This is a genomic window from Nocardia crassostreae, from assembly GCF_001613405.1.
In the GTDB taxonomy this organism is placed as follows: Bacteria; Actinomycetota; Actinomycetes; order Mycobacteriales; family Mycobacteriaceae; genus Nocardia; species Nocardia crassostreae.
Map to the genome: position 1 here is coordinate 1 of NZ_BDCH01000027.1, position 21,439 is coordinate 21,439.

The window sequence follows — 21,439 nt, forward strand, 5'->3', positions numbered from 1 at the left end:
CTTCACCACCGGCGTCAATCGAGAGCCCGGCACACCCGCCGAGCAGGCGATCGCTCGCGTCTTCGCCGATGTCCTCGCGCTCGAGCGCGTCGGCGCCGATGACGACTTCTTCGCGCTGGGCGGCAATTCACTGCTGGCCACCAGGGTCGTCGCACGCATCAATGAGGCACTGAATTCCGCTGTCGGAGTGCGTGATCTATTCGAATCCGCCACGGTCGCCGATATCGCGACCCGGGTGAGCGCCGCGCCGGGCGCGGCCGTCGACCGGCCCCGGCTCGCCCCCGCGATCCGGCCCGAGCACATCCCGCTGTCGCTGGCACAGCAGCGCATGTGGGTGCTCAACCAGATCGCGCCGGACTCCCCGTACTACAACATTCCGCTGGCCATCCGGCTGACCGGCGCGCTCGACGTGCCCGCGCTGGAAGCCGCCGTGACCGATGTGCTGGAGCGGCACGAATCGCTGCGTACCCGGTACCCGCTCACCGCCGTCGACGGGCTGCCCTACCAGGAGATCCTCTCCGCCGCAGCGGCTTTCCCCGGCGGTCTGCTCGCCGTCGAGACGACCGCGGAGATGCCGGGCCGGATCGCCGCCTTGGCGACCACCGGATTCGATATCGCCGACCGCGCGCCCGTGCGGGCCGCACTGTTCACCGATGGCGGCTCCGACCATGTGCTGATCGTGGTGGCGCACCATATTTCGGCCGACGGCGTCTCCATGGCTCCGCTGGCGCGGGATCTGGTCACCGCCTACGTCGCCCGCGCCACGGGCGCGGCCCCGGCGTGGACGCCGCTCCCGGTGCAGTACGCGGACTTCACGCTCTGGCAGCGTGCGGTCCTGGGCGAGGCCGACGACGAGAACTCCATTGCCGGACGGCAATTGGCGTACTGGCGGGAGCGGCTCGCGGGCCTGGCCGATCTGCTCGAACTGCCGCTGGATCGCCCGCGTCCGGCGCAGCCCTCGCTGCGCGGCGCGGCCACCGGTTTCGTATTGCCCGAGCACGTGCATCGGGGACTGACAGAGATTGCGCGCGAACGGAATTCGACGGTCTTCATGGTCGTGCACGCGGCGCTGGCGGTCCTGCTGGCGCGGCTGTCGGGCAGTTCGGACATCGCGGTCGGCGCGCCCATCGCGGGCCGCGGTGAACGCGCGCTGGACGAACTGGTGGGCATGTTCGTCAATACCCTGACCCTGCGCGCCGAGGTATTGCCCGGCAGCACCTTCGACGCCCTGCTCGAGCAGGTTCGCACGACGGATCTGGCGGCGTTCGCGAATGCCGACATTCCCTTCGAGCGGGTGGTGGAGGCGGTCGCACCGGCCCGATCCACCGCGCACAATCCGCTGTTCCAGGTGGCACTGTCCTTCGACAACCTCGAACAGTCCACCCTCGAGCTGCCCGGTCTGTCGGTCGCGGCCCTGGACACCGGCGAGGTCGCGGCGAAGTTCGATCTGCTGGTGCTCGCCGAGCCCCGCCAGCGCGCCGACGGCACGCCCGGTGAGCTGGCCGTCACCTTCACCTACGCGACGGATCTGTTCGACGAGGCGACCGTGCGCGGGTTCGGCCGCCGCTTCGAGCGGATTCTCGCGGCGGTGGTCGCCGATCCGGCCGCCGTCATCGGCGATATCGACATTCTGGACGCGGGGGAGCGGCCCGTCGCGGCCCTGCCCGCGGCGCGGACCGTGGCGGCGGGCGGCACCCTGCCGCAACTGCTGGAAACGGCCGTGGCCGCGAATCCGGACGGCGTGGCGCTGGTATTCGCCGATGGCGACCGCACCCTGTCCGAACTCGGCTATCTCGAACTCGACGCCCGCTCCACCCGGCTGGCGCGACTGCTGATCGAGCGCGGCGTCGGACCGGAAGACATTGTCGCGGTGGTCATTCCGCGGTCCATCGAATCGGTGCTGCCCGTCTGGGCGGTCGCCAAGACGGGCGCCGCCTTCGTACCGGTCGATCCGAAGTACCCGCCGGAGCGCGTGGCCTACCTGGTGAGCGACTCCGGCGCGCGCTTCGGTCTGACCGTCGGCGCGGTGCACGCCGGGCTGCCCGGCGAGCTGGAATGGCTCGAGATCGACGATGCCGCCTTCCTGGACTCTCTCGCGAACCGGTCCGCGGCGCCCATTACCGATGCCGACCGCGTGCGCCCGCTGCGCCCGGAGCATCCGGCCTATGTCATCTATACCTCGGGTTCCACCGGCCGCCCCAAGGGCGTGGTGGTGGCCCAGGCGGGCGTATTCGCCTTCAGCGCCCACCAGCGCGACACACTGCACGCCATCGGCAGTACTCGCACGCTGCATGTCATTTCGCCGTCCTTCGACGTCTCGGTGGTCGAACTGCTGCTGACCGTCGGCAGCGCGGGCGCCATGGTGATCGCCGATCCGGAGGTGTACGGCGGCGCGGAACTGGCCGCCCTGCTGCGGCGCGAGCGGGTCACGCACATGTTCATCACCCCCTCCGCGCTCGCCTCGGTGGACCCGGCCGGACTGGACCGGTTGCGCATGGTCTGCGTGGCCGGTGAAGCCTGCCCGCCGGAACTGGTGCGGCGCTGGGTGACCCCCGTGGCCGGTGGGCGGCTGCGGCGGTTCGTCAATGGCTACGGCCCGACCGAGGCGACCATCATCGCCAATTACGGTGCGCAGGAACCGGATCGGCCGGTCACCATCGGCCCGCCGGTACCGGGTGTCACGGAGTACGTGCTCGACGAGCGACTACGGCCGGTGCCCACGGGCGTGACCGGCGAGCTGTATCTGGCGGGCATCCAGCTGGCGCGCGGCTACCTGGCGCGGCCGGGCCTGACGGCGGATCGGTTCGTGGCCAATCCGTTCGGACCTGCCGGAGCCCGGCTCTACCGCACCGGCGATCTGGCCCGCTGGACGAGTTCGGGTGACGTGGAATACCTGGGCCGCAACGACTTCCAGGTCAAGGTGTGCGGGTTCCGCATCGAACTGGGCGAGATCGACGCCCTGCTCGCGGGCCACGACAGCGTGGACTTCGCCGTCACGGTCGGCCACCGGATGGACAGCGGCGCAACCATTCTGGTCGCCTATGTGCACGCCGGGCCGGGCGCGACGGTCGATACCGCGGAACTCACCGCGCTGGCCGCACGCACCCTGCCCGCGCAAATGGTGCCGAATGTCGTCATGGTGCTCGATGCCATCCCGCTGACCCCCGTCGGCAAACTGGATCGCCGGGCGCTTCCGGCTCCGGAGCTGCGGGCCACCGAGTTCCGGGCTCCGGAGGGGCCGCGCGAAGAGCTGATCGCGGAGGTCTTCGCCGAACTGCTCGGCGGTGCGCGCGTCCGCGCGGACGACGATTTCTTCGAACTGGGCGGCAATTCCCTGCTGGCCGCGCGGGCCATGGCCCGGATCGGTGCGGCGCTCGATACCCGCATTCCGGCGTGACTGCTCTTCGAGGCGTCCAGCGTGGCCGGTCTGGCGGCGCTGGTGGACGGTCTGGCCGGACAGGGCGACCGGACGGCGCTGGTGGCGACCCCACGGCCGGAGTCGATCCCGCTCTCGCCCGCGCAGCAGCGCATGTGGCTGCTCAATCAGATCGACCCGGCCTCGATCGCCTACAACATGCCGATCGCGGTGCGGCTCACGGGCGCACTGGATGTGGACGCGCTGCGCGCCGCCATCACCGATGTGATCGAACGCCACGAGATCCTGCGGACCGTGTATCCGCGCACCGAAACTGGTGCCGCGCAGGTGATTCTGCCCGTCGCGCAGGCGACACCGGATCTCGTCCACCGTGCCGTCACCCCCGACGGACTGGTGGCCGGGCTGCGGGAGCTGGTCGTCACCGGGTTCGATGTGACCGCCGAAGTGCCGCTGCGCATATCGCTGTTCGAGATCGACGGCACGGCAGGTGAATTCGTGCTGGCCCTGGTGATCCACCACATCTCCGGCGACGGAGCCTCCTACGCGCCGCTCACCCGGGATCTGGTGACCGCATACGCGGCCCGCTCCCAGGGACAGGCCCCGGCCTGGACCCCGCTGGCGGTGCAATACGCCGACTACACCCTCTGGCAGCGATCTGTGCTCGGCAGCGAGGACGACCCGGAGTCGACTGCGGCACAGCAGGTCGCCTACTGGCAGCGGACCCTGGCCGGACTGCCGGACCAGCTGGAGCTACCGGCGGACCGGCCGCGCCCCGCGGTGCAGTCCTATGCGGGCGGCCGGGTCGAACTCGACATCGACGCCCGAACCCACCGGGTCCTGGCCGAATTGGCGCGCGCCGAGGGCGCGACCCTGTTCATGGCCGTGCACACGGCCTTCGCCGTCCTGCTGGCCCGGCTCCCCGGTACGGACGACATTGCCATCGGCACGCCGACGGCGGGCCGCGGTGAGGCCGTACTCGACGACCTCATCGGCATGTTCGTCAACACCCTGGTGTTCCGCACCCGGGTCGAGGCCGACGCGCCGTTCACCGCACTGCTGGCCCGCCAGCGCGAGGCCGACATCCAGGCTTTCGCCCACGCGGACGTGCCCTTCGAGCGCCTGGTCGAGGTGCTCAACCCGGTCCGTTCCGCGGCCCGCCATCCGCTGTTCCAGGTCGGCCTGTCCTTCCAGAACCTCGGCCGCGCCAGCCTGGAACTGCCCGGCCTGACGGTCTCCGGCGTCGACATCGACACCGAGATCACGCAGTTCGACCTGCACCTCATCATCACGGACAGCTACGACGCGGACGGCGAGCCCGCCGGAATCGCCGGTGTCCTCACCTACGCCACCGAACTGTTCGAGCACGCCACGGTGCGGGGCTTCGCGGACCGTTTCGTCCGCCTGCTCGGCGAGATCATCACCGCACCGGACCTTCCCGTCGGCGATCTGGAACTCCTGGCCCCGGCCGAGCGCCGCGCGCTGTCGACCCGTAATGCGACGAAGTACGCGCTGGATGCGACGACCACCCTGGCCACCCTGCTGGACACGGCCGTCGCCGCCGGGCCCGAGCTGGTGGCTGTCGTCGCCGATTCGTCCGATGGCCGATCCGAACTGAGCTATGCCGAGCTCGATGCCCGCGTCAACCGCCTGGCTCGCGAACTCATCGCGCGCGGCATCGGCGCGGAAGACCGTGTGGCGCTGGCCATGCGGCGGTCCGTGGATCTGGTGGTCGCCATGTACGCGGTGGTCCGGACGGGTGCGGCCTATGTGCCGATCGACCCGGATCAGCCCGGCGAGCGCACCCGCTACATCCTGGAGACCGCGGCCCCCGTATGCGTGCTGACCACCGCCCGCGACGATTTCGAGGTCGATCTCCCTCGTCATCAGGTGCTGCGCATCGATGAGCTGGATCTCTCGGAGCACGCGGATTCGCCCGTCACCCCCGCGGAGCGGGTGCGGGAGCTGACGGCGGCGAATACCGCGTACGTCATCTTCACCTCCGGTTCGACCGGCCGCCCGAAGGGCGTGGCGGTGCCGCACTCCGCCGTCGTCAATCAGTTGCGCTGGAAGGCAGCGGAATTCGATCTGGGCGCGGATGACGCGGTGCTGCTCAAGACGGACGCGACCTTCGATCTGTCGGTATGGGAGTTCTGGTCGGCGGTGGCCGCCGGTGGCCGCCTGGTGATCGCCGCGGCCGACGGGCAGCGCGATCCGGCGTACCTGAACGAGCTCATGGCCCGTGAGCGGGTCACCACGCTGCACGTCGTGCCATCCATGCTCGACGCCCTGCTCGTGGAATCCGGTGGCGTGGTCGCCGATTCGCTGCGGCGCGTACTCGCCATCGGCGAGGCGCTGCCGCCCTCGGTGGCGCGGCGCTTCCGCGCCGCCAATGGCGGGGTGGGGCTGTTCAACCTCTACGGCCCGACCGAGACCGCCGTATCGATCACCAGCCATGCGGTCGGCGAGGCGGACCGGCTGTCGGTGTCCATCGGCGTGCCGGTGTGGAACGGCAGGGTGTATGTGCTGGACGAGCGCCTGCATCCGGTGCTCGCCGGGGTCGCCGGTGAGCTGTATCTGGCCGGTGACCAGCTGGCGCGCGGCTACCTCGGACGGCCGGAGCTCACCGCCGATCGATTCGTGGCGAATCCGTTCGAGGACAATGGGTCTCGCATGTACCGCACCGGCGACATGGTGGCATGGAATGCCGACGGGGAGCTGGACTACCGGGGTCGCACCGACTTCCAGGTGAAGATCCGGGGCTTCCGTATCGAGCTCGGCGAGATCGAGTCGGCTCTGCTGCGTCAGGGTCTCATTTCGTCGGCCGTCGTTGTGGCGCAGCATGATCCGGCGCTGGGTGATCGTTTGGTGGCCTATGTGGTCACGGACGGTGCGCTCGACAAGCAGGCGGTGCAATCCGCGTTGTCGGCCGAATTGCCGTCGTACATGGTGCCTTCGGTATTCGTGCGACTGGATGCGCTGCCGTTGAACGCCAATGGCAAGCTCGATCGCAAGGCGCTGCCGGAGCCCGAGTTCGAGACCGCGGTCTTCCGCGCGCCCGTCACCCCGATCGAGCAGATCGTGGCCGGTGTCTTCACCGAGGTGCTGCGCCTCGAGGGCAGCGCCCGGATCGGCCTGGACGACGACTTCTTCGCGTGGGGCGGCAATTCGCTGCTCGCCACGCAGGTCGCCGCGCGCCTGGGCGCTGCGCTCGACACCAGGGTTCCGGTGCGCCTGCTGTTCGAGGCGTCGACCGTGGCGGCCATGGCCGCGCGCGTGGAACAGGGCGCGGGCGGTCGCCTGGCGCTCACGGCCGGGCCGCGACCGGAGCGCATTCCGCTGTCCCCGGCACAGCAGCGCATGTGGTTCCTCAACCGCTTCGACACCTCCTCGGCCGCCTACAACGTGCCGGTCGCCGTCCGGCTCTCGGGCGCGCTGGATGTGGCCGCGCTGCGCACGGCGGTCGCGGATGTCATTGCCCGCCACGAGATTCTGCGCACCATCTACCCGCAGACCGGGCACGGCCCGGTGCAGGTGATCCTGCCCGCGGCGCAGGCCGCGCCGCGGTTCGACGTGCGTCGCGTCGAGGTGGACGAGGTCGCGTCCGCCGTGGTGGAGCTGAACTCGACCCTGTTCGATGTCACCGCCGAGGTGCCGCTGCGGGTCGCGCTGTTCGAGCTCGCGGACGACGAGTACGTCATCGCCATGGTCGTGCACCACATTTCCGCCGACGGCTCCTCGGTCGGTCCGCTGACCAGGGACCTCATGACCGCCTACGCGGCTCGCGTCCTGGGCGCGGAACCGGCGTGGACCCCGCTCGCGGTGCAGTACGCCGACTACGCCGTCTGGCAGCGGGAACTGCTGGGCGGCGAGGACGATCCGGACTCGCTGGCCGCCAAGCAGGTCGGCTACTGGCGGCAGGCGCTGGCGGGTCTGCCCGATCAGCTGGACCTGCCCTCGGATCGGCCCCGGCCCGCGCTTCAATCCTTCCGGGGCGGCCGGGTCGCGGTGGCCATCGATGCCGAAACCCACGGGGCGCTGCTCGACGTGGCGCGTGAGCGGAGTGCGACGCTGTTCATGGTCGTGCACACCGCCCTCGCGGTGCCGCTGGCCCGGCTCTCCGGCACCGGCGATATCGCCATCGGCACGCCGACGGCGGGCCGGGGCGAGGCGGCGCTGGACGATCTCATCGGCATGTTCGTCAATACCCTGGTCTTCCGGACCGAGGTGCGCGCCGATGAGCCGTTCTCGGAACTGCTCGGCCGTCAGCGCGAGATCGACATCCAGGCGTTCGCCCATGCCGACGTACCGTTCGAGCGCCTGGTCGAGGTGCTCAATCCGGTGCGCTCGACCGCGCGGCATCCGCTGTTCCAGGTGGGCCTGTCGTTCCAGAATCTGGCCCAGTCGAGTCTGGAGCTACCCGGCCTGACCGTCTCCGGTCTGGCCTTCGACACCGAGCTCTCGCAGTTCGACCTGCACTTGATCGTGTCGGATCGGTACGCCGAAAACGGTGCGGCCGAAGGTATTACGGGCTACTTCACCTATGCGTCCGATCTCTTCTAGCACGCCACGGTGCAGGGCTTCGCCGATCGGTTCATCCGCTTGCTCGGCGAGATTGTCACCGCACCACAGCAGGCGGTCGGTGATCTCGCACTACTGACACCGGATGAGCAGCGGGAGCTGTTCTCGCAAAATGAAACCGGTCATCAGCTGGAGCCGATGACGCTGGTGTCGTTGCTCGATGCGTCCGTTGCGGCTGATCCGAAGTCCGTTGCGGTCGTGGCGGATCGGGTCGATGGTGAGCCGGAGTCGCTGACCTACCGTGAGCTCGATGCCCGGGTCAACCGCTTGGCGCGGGAGCTGATCGCGCGTGGCATCGGTGCCGAGGATCGGGTGGCGCTGGCAATCCGGCGTTCCACCGACCTCGTTGTCGCCATGTACGCGGTGGCCAAGGCCGGTGCGGCGTATGTGCCGATCGATCCCGATCAGCCTGCCGACCGGACCGGGTACATCCTCGAGACCGCCGCTGCGGCATGCGTATTGACCACGGGCCGGGATGGTTTCGTGTCCGATCTCGCCACCGTGGTGCGCATCGATGAGCTGGACCTGTCCGGCTACTCGGATGTGTCGATCACGGCCGCCGAGCGGGTGCGGGAGCTGACGGCGGCGAACACCGCGTATGTCATCTTCACCTCGGGTTCCACCGGTCGCCCGAAGGGTGTGGCGGTGCCGCACGCGGCGGTGGTGAACCAGTTGTTGTGGAAGACCACGGAATTCGGTCTCGACCCGGCCGATGCGGTGCTGTTGAAGACGGACGCGACGTTCGATTTGTCGGTGTGGGAGTTCTGGTCGGCTGCTGTGTGTGGTGGCCGCCTGGTGATCGCGACCCCGGACGGGCACAAGGATCCGGCGTATCTGAACGAGTTGATCGCGCGTGAGTGGGTGACCACTTTGCATGTGGTGCCGTCCATGCTGGACGCGTTGGTCACCGATGGTCTGCCGGATTCGCTGTGGCGCATTCTCGCTATCGGTGAAGCCCTGCCCGGGCCGCTGGCGCAGCGGGTGCGGCGGGAGAGCCCGCGCACGGAGTTGTTCAACCTCTACGGTCCGACCGAGGCCGCGGTCTCCATCACCAACCATCGGGTGACCGAGGCTGATGCCGTCGCGGTGTCGATTGGTGCCCCGGAGTGGAACAGCCAGGTCTATGTGCTGGACGCGCGGTTGCGGCCGGTGCCGGTGGGTGTGTCCGGTGAGTTGCACCTGGCGGGTGCGCAGTTGGCGCGTGGTTACTTCGGTCGTGCGGATCTGACCTCGGATCGGTTCGTGGCGAATCCTTTCGAGGCCGATGGTTCTCGCATGTACCGCACCGGTGACCTGGTGGCGTGGAACGCCAACGGGGAGCTGGACTATCGGGGTCGCACCGACTTCCAGGTGAAGATCCGAGGTTTCCGCATCGAACTCGGCGACATCGAATCGGCGCTGCTGGCGCAGCCGGAGATCGCCCAGGCCGTGGTGGTCGCCAAATCGGACCGGCGCATCGGTGACCGGCTCGTCGCCTACCTGGTGCCGACCGCCGCGACCATCGATACGGCACAGGTGAAGTCGGCCCTGGCTGATGCGCTGCCGTCGTACATGGTGCCTGCGGCCTTCGTGCCGCTGGCCGCGTTGCCGCTGAACGCCAACGGCAAACTGGACCGCGCGGCCCTGCCGGAACCGGGATTCGAGACCGCCGTCTTCCGAGCCCCGGGTACCCCGATCGAGGAAATCGTGGCGGGCGTATTCACCGAGGTGCTCGGCGCCGAGCAAGCGCGGGGAGGCGGAGCGGTCGGTGCGGACGACGACTTCTTCGCCCTCGGCGGCAATTCGCTGCTGGCCACCCAGGTGGCGGCCCGCCTCGGCGCGGCCCTCGGCGCCCGGGTGCCGGTGCGCGCGCTGTTCGAAGCGCCGACGGTCGCCGAATTGGCAACGCACGTCGAGCGATACGAGGGAACCGGTGACCGCATCCCGCTGCACGCGGGACAGCGGCCGGAACGGGTGCCGCTGTCCATGGCACAGCAGCGCATGTGGTTCCTGAACCGGTTCGACAGCGCCTCCGCGGCCTACAACATCCCGGCCGCCATCCGGCTGACCGGCGACCTGGATATCGCCGCCCTGCGCGCGGCGGTGCTGGATGTCGTGGGCCGCCACGAGGTGCTGCGCACCGTCTACCCGGATACGCCGACCGGCCCGGTACAGCGGGTGCTGCCCGCCGCCGCGGCGGCGCTGGATCTGTCGCCGGAGGACGCCGACCCCGCGACGCTGCGGGATCGGATCATCGCGGAGGTTTCCGGCGGCTTCGATGTCACCACCGAGATTCCCTTGCGCGCCAACCTGTTCCGCCTCGGGGAGAACGACCATGTGATCGTGCTCGTGGCCCATCACATCAGCGCCGACGGCTGGTCCATGGCGCCGCTGACCCGCGATGTCATGGTCGCCTACGCCGCCCGGCTGGCCGGGGCCGCACCGGGCTGGGCCCCGCTACCGGTGCAGTACGCGGACTACGCCGTCTGGCAGCGGGAGCTGCTGGGCTCGGAGACCGATCCGGACAGCCTGATCTCCCGGCAGGCCGGTTACTGGCGCACCGCGCTGGCCGGACTGCCCGATGAGCTGAGCCTGCCCGCGGACCGGCCGCGACCGCCGGTGCAATCCGGTTCCGGTGGGCGCGTGCACTTCTCGATCCCGCCGGAGATGCGGGAGGGTCTGCTGGAACTGGCTCGTGCCCGCAATGCCACGCCGTTCATGGTGGTGCACGCCGCCTTCGCCGCCCTGCTGGCGCGGCTGTCGGGCACTGACGATATTGCCATCGGAACCCCCGTGTCCGGACGCGGCGAGGCCGAACTCGACGATCTGGTCGGCATGTTCGTCAACACCCTGGTGCTGCGCACCCACGTACCGGGCGGCGCGAGCTTCACCGAACTGGTGGAGGCCGCCAGGGAAACCGATCTGCAAGCGTTCGCGCACGCCGACATCCCGTTCGAACAACTGGTGGAACTGCTGCGGCCGGAACGGTGCACGGCACGCAATCCGCTGTTCCAGGTCATGCTGTCGTTCGCGAACCTGCCCGACGCAACCCTGGAGCTACCCGGATTGCGGGTCGGCGCAGTCGATTTCGACTCCGAGACCGAACAAGTCGACCTGTCGCTGACCATTTAGGACTCCGGCGTCGCCGGTGCGGGCATGGTCGCCATGCTGTCCTTCACCCGGGACCTGTTCGACGACAACACCATCGAGCTGTTCGCACAGCGGTTCCTGCGCCTGCTGGCGGGCCTGGTCGCCGAGTCCGACCGGGCGATCGGCGATATCGCACTGCTGTCCGAGCTGGAGCATGCCGAGCTGACCGGGATCACCGGCGGACCGGCGGTCACCGCCGGACTGCTGCCGGAGCTGCTCGAACACGGTGCGCACCGGTATCCGGACGCGGTCGCCATCCGTTCCGACGGCGACTCCATCACCTACCGCGAACTGGACGAACACTCGAATCAGCTGGCGCGCTCGCTGATCGGGCGCGGCGTGGGCCCGGAGGGCTGCGTCGCCCTGGCCATGCCCCGGTCCTACGAGATGATCCTCGCCATCTGGGCGGTGGCCAAGACCGGCGCCGCCTTCGTCCCCGTCGATCCCGGCTATCCGTGGGATCGCTTGCAGCACATGCTCGTCGACTCCGGCGCGGTACTCGGCCTCACCCTGGGCGAGCACAGTCCGCGCCTGCCGGGCGGTGTCGAGTGGTGGCTCCTCGACGACGACGTCACCGACGCGCTGTGCGAAAAGCGTTCGGCGGCACCGGTAACCGATGTCGATCGCATCCGCCCGCTACGGGCGGAGCACGCGGCGTACATGATCTACACCTCCGGTTCGACCGGCCTGCCCAAGGGGGTGACGGTCACCCACACCGGTCTCGGCGCGCTGGCGGACGTCGCCGCCGATCGATACGCCCTGGAACCCCGGCATCGCATGCTCGGGGTGGGTTCGCCCAGCTTCGACCAGTCCATCGAGGAGTGGCTGGGCGCCTTCCGCCTCGGCGCGACCCTGGTGATCGTGCCCGCCGACATTGTCGGCGGCGCCGAGCTCGACGAGTTCATTCGCGCCGAGCGGGTGACCCACGCCATCATCACCCCCGCGGTCCTGAACACCCTGGATCCGGCCGGAGCCGACGGGCTGGAACTGGTTTCGGCGGGCGGCGATGTCACCACGGCCGACCTGCTGGCGAAGTGGCAGCCGGGCAGGCGCTACATCTATGGCTACGGTCCGACCGAGATGACCATCGGCGCCGTCTACGGCGAACTGCGCGCGGGCGACCCCGTCGCCATCGGCGGTCCGGTGCCCGGCATGTGGACCGCGGTCCTCGATACCCGGTTGCGGCCGGTGCCCGCGGGCGTGGTGGGCGAGCTGTATCTCGCGGGCCCGGCCATGGCCCGCGGCTATCACCGCGCGCCGGGGCTCACCGCGGAACGGTTCGTCGCCAACCCCTTCGGCGACTCCGGTGACCGCATGTACCGCACCGGCGACCTCGTCCGCTGGATCGATACGAACGGGCGGCGCGAACTGGAATATCTGGGCCGCACCGACTTCCAGGTCAAGATCCGCGGGCTGCGCATCGAACTCGGCGAGATCGACGCCGTGCTCGGCGCGCATCCGGATATCGCCTTCACCCATACGCTCGGCCGGGAGAACCCCGCCGGGGCAACGGTTCTGGTGTCCTATGTGCTGCCCGAACCGGGTCGCGCCGTCGATCCGGCCGCGCTGCTCGCGCACGCCGCCCGGAGCCTGCCGTCGCACATGGTTCCGGCGACGGTGGTGGCGCTCGACGAGATCCCGCTCACCCCGGTGGGCAAACTGGACCGGAAGGCGCTGCCCGCACCGGTATTCGAGGTCCGGGAGTTCCGGGCCCCGGGTTCGCCGCGGGAGATCGCCGTCTGCGCCGCCTTCGCCGAGGTGCTCGGCGCCGAATCGATCGGCCTGGACGACAACTTCTTCGAGCACGGCGGGAATTCGCTCAGCGCGACGCGCCTCGCGACCCTGCTGGGCGCCGCCCTCGGCGTCCGGGTGCCGGTGATGCTGCTGTTCACCGCGCCCACCCCGGCGAATCTGCTGGCCGCCCTGGACGATTCGACCGGCCCGGGGACCGGCGAGGACGCCTTCGACGTGCTGCTGCCGCTGCGCACCACGGGCGCCGCGGAACCGCTGTTCTGCGTGCACCCGATCGGCGGCATCTCCTGGTCCTTCGCGGGCCTGGCCGCACATCTGGACGCGGACCGCCCGATCTACGCCCTGCAGTCACCGGCGCTGCGCGTCGACGGCGAACTGCCCGACTCCATCGAGGATTGGGCGCGCCGGTACGTCAAGGAGATCCGGGCCGTGCAACCCGACGGCCCATATCACCTCATCGGCTGGTCCCTCGGCGGCGTGCTGGCCCACGCCATCGCGGTCCAGCTCCAGGACGAAGGCGCCGAGGTGGCGCTGCTGGCCATGATGGACAGCTACAACGAGAGCGGAGCCGAGAGCGCCCCGGTGGACGCCGCCGCCATACCGCTGGCGGAGGTGGCGGGCGGCCTGCTCGGCGAGCACGCCGCCGATCTCGAACTGGATGCCGCGCTCGATCCGGGCGCGCTGGCCGGGCAATTGGCGCTGCTGCCGGAACCGTTCGCCTCCTTCGGATCCGACCGCATCAGCCGGATCCTGGACGCGGCCCTGCGCTCGGCGCCGCTGCCGAGCCGGTACCGGCCGCCGGTCTTCCGCGGCGACCTGCTGTATTTCAGTGCCGCCGAGGACGACCCGACCGGCAGGACCGGAGCCGACACCTGGACCGGCGTCATCGAGGGCCCGGTGTCGGTCTATCCGATCTCGGCAACCCACTGGCGCATGACCGGTGACGCGGCGCTGGCGCGAATTGCGGTGGTGCTGAGCGAAAGATGGGCGGGCGAGATCATGTGATGTGACGCAAATCACTTCTCTGCAACATGCCGAGGTCTTCGCGCCGATACAGGGTGAGTTCGCCCAGACCGCTCGGAATGCTGATGCGTGTACACGATGCGCACAGTGCATGGACGGTCGGGTGAGCCGTGTCCGCCACGGCGCGGGCTCGATACCATCATTGCTCGGACCCGCGTTCGGCCGAGCGAGGATGAGGGACTTCGATCGGCCGGTCTCCAGCGGCGCGGAACCAGCAAGACCGAGAGGTGAAGGTACATAGATGAACACTGCCCGCCGTAGCGTTCGCGGCAGCCGTCGTCGACGGTCGGGAGGGCTGCTGCTCGCGCAGCTGCTCACGGCCGCTGTCGAATCGGCGGCCGATGCGGTGGCGGTGCGGTTCAATGCCACCGGTCTGCCCTCGGACCAGCGCGAGATCACCTACCGCGAACTCGACGCGCGATCGTCGCAGCTGGCGCGGTCGCTCATCGCCAAGGGGGTCGGCCCCAGCGATATGGTCGCCATCGGCATCACCCGATCCATCGAATCGGTGCTGGCGGTCTGGGCCGTCGCCAAGACCGGCGCCGCCTTCGTCCCCGTCGATCCGGCCTATCCGGCCGATCGCATCGAACATCTGCTGACCGATTCCGCCGCGGTGCTGGGCCTCACCACCCGGCAGTACCGCGCGGCGCTCGGCAATGCCACCTACTGGATCGAGCTCGACGATCCCATCCAGGCCGATCGGATCGCGGAGCAGCCCGCCCACCCGGTCTCCTACGCCGACCGGGTGCGGCCGCTGAACGAACAGCATCCGGCCTATGTCATCTACACCTCCGGTTCCACCGGCAAGCCCAAGGGCGTGGTGGTCTCGCACACCGGCCTGGCCGGGCTGGTGGCCGCCGAACGCGAGCATTACGAGGTCACCGCCGATTCCCGCGTGCTGCACGTGTGCTCGCCGAGCTTCGACGTCTCGGTGCTCGAACTGCTGCTGACCTTCACCGCCGGGGCGACCCTGGTGGTCGCGCCCGCGGGCGTCTTCGGCGGTGTGGAGCTGGCCGAACTGCTCGCACGCGAGGAGGTCAGCCATGTGCTGATCACGCCGGGCGCGCTGGAGTCGGTGGATCCGGCCGGACTGGACGAGCTGATCACCGTGGTGGTGGCCGGTGACAAGTTCGGTCCCGAACTGGTCGCGCGCTGGGCCACCGAGGACCGACAGTTCTACAACGGCTACGGGCCCACCGAGGCCACCATCCTTGCCACCAGCACCGCGCCGCTGCTGCCGGGCGAGCCGGTGGTCATCGGCTCCGCCATTCCGGGCGTCGGCGCGTTCATTCTGGATTCGCGCCTGCGGCCGGTGCCGGACGGCGTGGTCGGCGAGCTGTACCTGTCGGGTCCCGCGCTGGCGCAGGGCTACAACCGGCGGCCGGGTCTCACCGCGGAACGCTTCGTGGCCAGCCCCTTCGGCGAGGCCACCGGGGTACCGGGGGCGCGGCTGTACCGCACCGGTGACCTGGTGCAACGCACTGAATCAGGCGTCATCGAATACCTGGGCCGCTCCGATTTCCAGGTGAAGATCCGCGGCCTGCGCATCGAGCTGGGGGAGATCGACACCGCGCTCACCCATCATCCCGACGTGGATTTCGCCGCGACGCTGGGCAAGACGCTGCCCTCTGGCGCGACCGCGCTGGTCTCCTATGTGCTGCCGCGGCCCGGCGCGACCCTCGACACCGCGGAACTGGCCGCATTCGTCGGGGAGTCGCTGGCCGCCTACATGGTGCCCGCCGCCATTGTGGTGCTCACCGAGATTCCGCTGACCCCGGTCGGCAAGCTGGACCGGGACGCGCTACCGGAGCCGGAATTCGCGACCCGGGAATTCCGCGCGCCCTCGACCCCGGCCGAGGAAGCCATTGCCGAGGTCTTCGCGACCCTCCTGATTCCCGATAATCCGGATGCCCGGGTGGGCGCCGACGACGACTTCTTCGAACTCGGCGGCAACTCGCTGCTCGCCGCGCAGGCCGCCGCCCGCATCGGCACCGCCCTGGATGTGCGGGTGCCGGTGCACGTGCTGTTCGAGGCGTCCACGGTATCGGCGCTCGCGGCGCAGCTCGAGGGCGAGTCGGCTCCGGCCGCCGGGCCCGCGCTGGGCACCCTGGTGCGTCCGGAGCGGGTGCCGCTGTCGTTCGCGCAGCAGCGCATGTGGTTCCTGAACCGCTTCGATCCCGGCAGCGCGGTGGACAATATCCCGGTCGCGGTGCGGCTCAGCGGCGCCATCGATATCGAGGCGCTGCGCGCGGCCGCCGCGGATCTCGTTGCGCGCCACGAGGTCTTGCGCACCATCTATCCGGAGGTGGACGGCGAGGGCTATCAGCTGGTGCTGCCCCTCGACGATCCGCGCGCGGTACCGGAGCTGGTACTCGACGATATCGACGCCGCCGAGGTCCCGGCCCGCGTGGCCGAGGCCGTCGGCGCCGGATTCGATGTCACCGCCGCGCCGCCGATACGCCTGCGGCTCTTGCGCGTCGCCGCCCAGGAGCACGTGCTCGTCGCGGTCATCCACCACATTGCCGGTGACGGCGTGTCCATGGGGCCGCTCACCCGCGATCTGGTGACGGCATATGCCGAGCGCGCCCGCGGCGCCGCACCGCAGTGGCTGCCGCTGGCTGTGCAGTACGCGGATTACGCGGTGTGGCAGCGCGAAACCCTGGGCCGCGAGGACGATCCGGAATCGCTGCTGGCCCAGCAGATCGCGTACTGGCGGGCGACCCTCGCCGATCTGCCCGACGAGCTGGTGCTGCCGTTCGATCGCCCGCGCCCGCCCATCGCCTCCTACCGGGGCGGCACCCACGCCTTCCGCATCGACGACGAGGTGTACGCGGCCGCACGGCATTTCGCCGAATCCCGCAACACCACGCTGTTCATGGTCGTGCACGCCGCCCTCGCGGTGCTGCTGGCGCGGCTGTCCGGCACCCGCGATATCGCCATCGGCACACCGGTCGCGGGCCGCGGCGAGGCCGAACTCGATGATCTCATCGGCATGTTCGTCAATACCCTCGTGCTGCGCAGCGATGTCGATCCGGCCCTGGGCTTCGAGGAATTGCTGCGCCGCGTGCGCGAATCGGACGTACAGGCCTTCGGCCGCGCCGATGTGCCCTTCGAGCGACTGGTCGAACTGCTCGATCCGGCCCGTTCGCAGGCCCGCAATCCGTTTTTCCAGGTCATGCTGACCTTCCAGAACATGGCGCCCACGCGGCTGGAGCTGCCGGGCCTGACCGTGGCCGCCGCGGATCTGGAGATCCCCTTCGCCAAGTTCGACCTGCAGCTGACCATGCAGGAATCGCACGACGAGCACGGCGACGCCACCGGGCTGGCGGCCGAATTCTCCTATGCGCTGGATCTTTTCGACGAGGCGACCGTCGCCGGATTCGCCGAGGGATTCCAGCGCGTGCTGGCCGCGGTGACCGCCCATGCGGAGCAGCCGGTCGGCGATATCCACCTGCTGGCCGCCGTCGACCGGCAGCGCGTGCTGACCGACTGGAATGCCACCCGCTTCGATGTCGAGGCCGCCGTCGGGCTGCCGCGCGGCACCGCGCCGACGCTGGTGTCCATGTTCGAGGCGCAGGCCGCGGCCACCCCCGATGCCGTGGCGCTGGTCTTCGAGGACGAGCGCCTCACCTACCGGGAGCTCTCCGAGCGCGCCAACCGCCTGGCGCGGCGCCTGCTCATGGGCGGCAACGGCCCGGGACCGGGATTGCTTGTCGCCCTGGCCATGCGGCGCTCCACCGAATTGGTCGTGGCCATGTACGCGGTGCTGCAGACCGGTGCGGCCTATGTGCCGCTGGATCCGGATCAGCCGCAGGAGCGCAACGGGCACATCCTCGACACCGCGCGGCCGCATCTGATCCTGACCACCACGCGCGACGGCTTCGTCGCCGGTGAGCACGAGATCCCGCTGCTCTACGTCGACGATATCGAGGAGGCGTGCCGGACCTACAGTCCCGCGCCGATCTCGAACTTCGAACGGACGCAACCGCTGCGGGCGGGCGATACCGCCTACGTCATCTTCACCTCCGGTTCGACGGGCAGCCCCAAGGGCGTGGCCGTCAGCCATGCGGCCATTGTCAATCGCCTGGTCTGGATGCAGGCCGAGTACCGGCTGCGCGGCGACGACGTCGTGCTGCAGAAGACCCCCGCCACGTTCGACGTATCGGTGTGGGAGTTCTTCTGGCCCTTGCAGACCGGTGCGCGCCTGGTCGTCGCCAAACCGGACGGGCACCGGGATCCGGTGTACCTGGCCCAGGTGATCGCCGAAGAAGCCGTCACCACCGTGCATTTCGTGCCGTCCATGCTGTCGGTCTTCGTGGCCACGCTGGGCGAGGAGATCGCGGGCGGATTGCGGCTGCGGCACGTGTTCGCCTCCGGCGAGGCGCTGCCCGCGCCGACCGCGCACAAGCTGCGCGAGCTCACCGGCGCGCGCCTGCACAATCTGTACGGTCCGACCGAGGCCGCGGTCGACGTCACCTATCACGAGGTGACCGATGCCGACACCGTCTCCGTGCCCATCGGCCGCCCCGTCTTCAATACCCAGGTCTACGTGCTGGATTCGCGCCTGTACCCGGTGGCCCCGGGCATTGCGGGCGAGCTGTACCTGGCGGGCGGGCAACTCGCCACCGGCTATGTGGCGCGCCCCGATCTCACCGCGGACCGCTTCGTGGCCAGCCCCTTCGGCCGCGGCGAGCGCATGTACCGCACCGGCGACCTGGTCAAGTGGACCCCCGCCGGGGAACTGGAATACCTGGGCCGCACCGATTTCCAGGTGAAGCTGCGCGGTCTGCGGATCGAACTGGGCGAGATCGAGGCCGCGCTGCTGGCGCAGCCGCGCGTCGCGCAGTCGGTGGTGCTGGTGCGCACCGACGCGCACGCCGGTGATCAGCTCGTCGGCTATGTGGCGCGCGAGCCCGGCGCCGAGCTGGACGCCGATGCGGTGAAGGCCGCGCTGGCGCGCACGCTCCCGGCGTACATGGTCCCGGCCGCCGTCGCGGTGCTGGATGCCTTCCCGCTCAATGCCTCCGGCAAGCTGGACCGCAAGGCGCTGCCCGCGCCGGTGTTCGAGGCCAAGGTCTTCCGTGCGCCCTCGACCCCGATCGAGGAGATCGTGGCGGGCGTGTTCGCCGATCTGCTCGGTCTGGACCGGGTCGGCGCGGACGACGACTTCTTCGATATCGGCGGCAACTCCCTCATTGCCACCCGCGCCGTCTCGCGCATCAACGAGGCCCTCGACGCCACCGTCTCGGTGCGCGAGCTGTTCGAGACCTCCGCGGTATCGGCGCTGGCCGCCCGCATCGTCCCCGGCGCCGCCGACGGCGCGCGTCCGCCGCTGGTGGCGGGGGAGAGGCCCGACCGCGTGCCGCTCTCGCTGGCCCAGCAGCGCATGTGGGTGCTCAACCAGTTCGACACGGCCTCACCGGCTTACAACATTCCGATGGTCATCCGGCTCACCGGCACGCTCGATGTGGCCGCCCTGAGCCAGGCCGCCGAGGATGTGCTGGCCCGCCACGAGGTGCTGCGCACCCGCTATCCGGAATCCGGTCCCGGCGGCGCGCCGTACCAGGAGGTGCTGTCGGTCGCCGACGCGCTGCCCAGCGGTCTGACGGTGGAGCGGGTCGGCGATATCGGCGCCCGGGTCGCCGAACTGGTCGGCGCCGGATTCGATGTGGCCGCCCGCGTGCCCGTGCGCATCGGCCTGCTCACCGGTGACGATCCGGACGACTACCTGCTCATCCTGGTGGCCCACCACATTGCCGCCGACGGCGCCTCCATGGCGCCGCTGGCCCGCGATCTCATGACCGCCTATCTGGCCCGCACCCGGGGCGAGAACCCGGGCTGGACCCCGCTGGCCGTGCAGTACGCCGACTTCGCGGTCTGGCAGCGCGCCGTCATCGGCTCCGACGACGACGCGGATTCCGTTGCGGCGCAGCAGCTGGCGTTCTGGCGCGAGGAGCTGGACGGGCTGCCGGAGACGGCGCTGCTGCCGCTGGACCGGCCGCGGCCCGCCGTGGCCTCCATGGCCGGGGCCATAGTCGACTTCGCCGTCGGCGCGGACGTACACGCCGGGCTCAATCGCATTGCGCGCGAGCACAATGCGTCGCTGTTCATGGTGGTGCACGCCGCCATCGCGGTGCTGCTGGCCCGCATGTCGGGCAGTTCCGACATTGCCATCGGCACCCCGATCGCCGGTCGCGGCGAGCGCGCGCTGGACGATCTGGTCGGCATGTTCGTCAATACGCTGACCCTGCGGACCACGGTCGATACCGCCGCCTCCTTCGACGAGCTGATCGAGCGCGCCCGCGAAACCGATCTGTCGGCCTTCGCCAATGCCGATGTCCCGTTCGAGCGGGTGGCCGAGGTGGCCGCACCCGGTCGCGGCGCGGCCAATCCGCTGCTGCAGGTGGTGCTCGCCCTGCAGAACAACGAGACCGCAGTGCTGGAGCTGCCGGGCCTGACCGTCGCGGCGCTGGACGCCGAACTGGCGGCGGCCAAGTTCGATCTCCAGATCGGCGTCGATCCATTGCGCGCCGCCGATGGTTCGCCGGGCGAGCTGGTCGTGGTGTTCTCCTATGCCACCGACCTTTTCGACGAGGCGACCATGGAGGCGCTGGGCCGCAGGCTGGAGCGCATTCTCACCGCCGTGGCCACCGATCCGCACCTGCCGGTCGGCGATATCGACATTCTCGATGCCGCCGAACGCGAACGCGCCCGGGCCGAGACGCCGGTGGTCGTCGCACCGGTGTCTGCCACGGCGCGCGGCACCGCACTGCCGCAATCGCTCTCGGCCGTGGTCGAGGACGATCCGGACGGTCCCGCGCTGGCCTGGGGCGAGGAGGCGCTGAGCTACGGCGATCTCGACGCCCGCTCCTCGCGCCTGGCCCGGGTGCTCATCGCGCGCGGGTGCGGGCCGGGCGTCGGCGTGGCGGTGCGCCTGGATCGCGGTATCGATCTGGCCGTGGCGCTGTGGGCAGTGCTCAAATCGGGCGCGGCGGTGGTACCGCTGGCCTCGATCGATCGGCTCCCGCCGAGCGGTCTGGATGTGAAGGTCGGCCTGACGACCGGCGCGCCGGTCTCGGCGCCGGGCATCGATTGGCTCTCGCTCGACGATCCGGCCGTGGTGGCCGAGATCGCCGCCGAATCGGCCCGGCCGGTCACCTACGCCAACCGGACCCGCGCGCTGAACGGCGTGGACACGGCGTTCGCGGCGCCGGGCGCGAAGGCGCTCAGCTACGACGAACTCGCCGCCGTGGTCGATCGGGTGCGGTCGGCCGCGGAGCTGACCTTCGAATCGCGGACCTTCCACCTGGGCCGGACCCACGGCCCGCTGGCCGTGGTCGAATTGGCCGCGGCCGGTGCGGCGGGCGCGTCGATGGTGCTGGTGGATGACGGAATCGAACTCACCGACGCACTCGCCGACGAGTGGGTCACCCATGTGCTGGCCGAGCGCGCGCGGCTGGCGCAGGTGGACGCGACCGCCCTCGAGGATCTGCAGGCCGTGGTCGTCGACGCAATCGCCGTGCCGGAGCCGTGGGCGCAGGTCACGCTGGTCGCGCTGCCGAACCTGGCCGAGTAACACGC

At 70.1% G+C, this 21,439-nt stretch carries 2 protein-coding genes and 1 pseudogene; all 3 read left to right on the top strand.

Features of this window, described 5'->3' with window-relative positions; all coding sequences use genetic code 11:
• Positions 1–11,059: pseudogene (locus tag NC4_RS45225) on the top strand (amino acid adenylation domain-containing protein); the annotation flags it as partial.
• A 30-nt stretch (positions 11,060–11,089) separates the two neighbouring features.
• Positions 11,090–13,840, top strand: a complete 2,751-nt coding sequence (locus NC4_RS43245; protein ID WP_067543676.1) for an amino acid adenylation domain-containing protein — start codon at positions 11,090–11,092, stop codon at positions 13,838–13,840.
• Positions 13,841–14,168: 328 nt separating this feature from the next.
• Positions 14,169–21,434 carry a non-ribosomal peptide synthetase gene (locus NC4_RS26610; RefSeq protein ID WP_439957560.1) on the top strand — a complete coding sequence of 2,422 codons (7,266 nt, stop codon included), beginning with the start codon at positions 14,169–14,171 and terminating at the stop codon, positions 21,432–21,434.
• Positions 21,435–21,439: the final 5 nt, after the last annotated feature.

What these genes read in the sequence shown, in the direction of transcription:
- NC4_RS43245 (WP_067543676.1), top strand. Translation starts at nt 11,090, where the DNA reads ATGGTCGCCATGCTGTCCTTCACCCGGGACCTGTTCGACGACAACACC.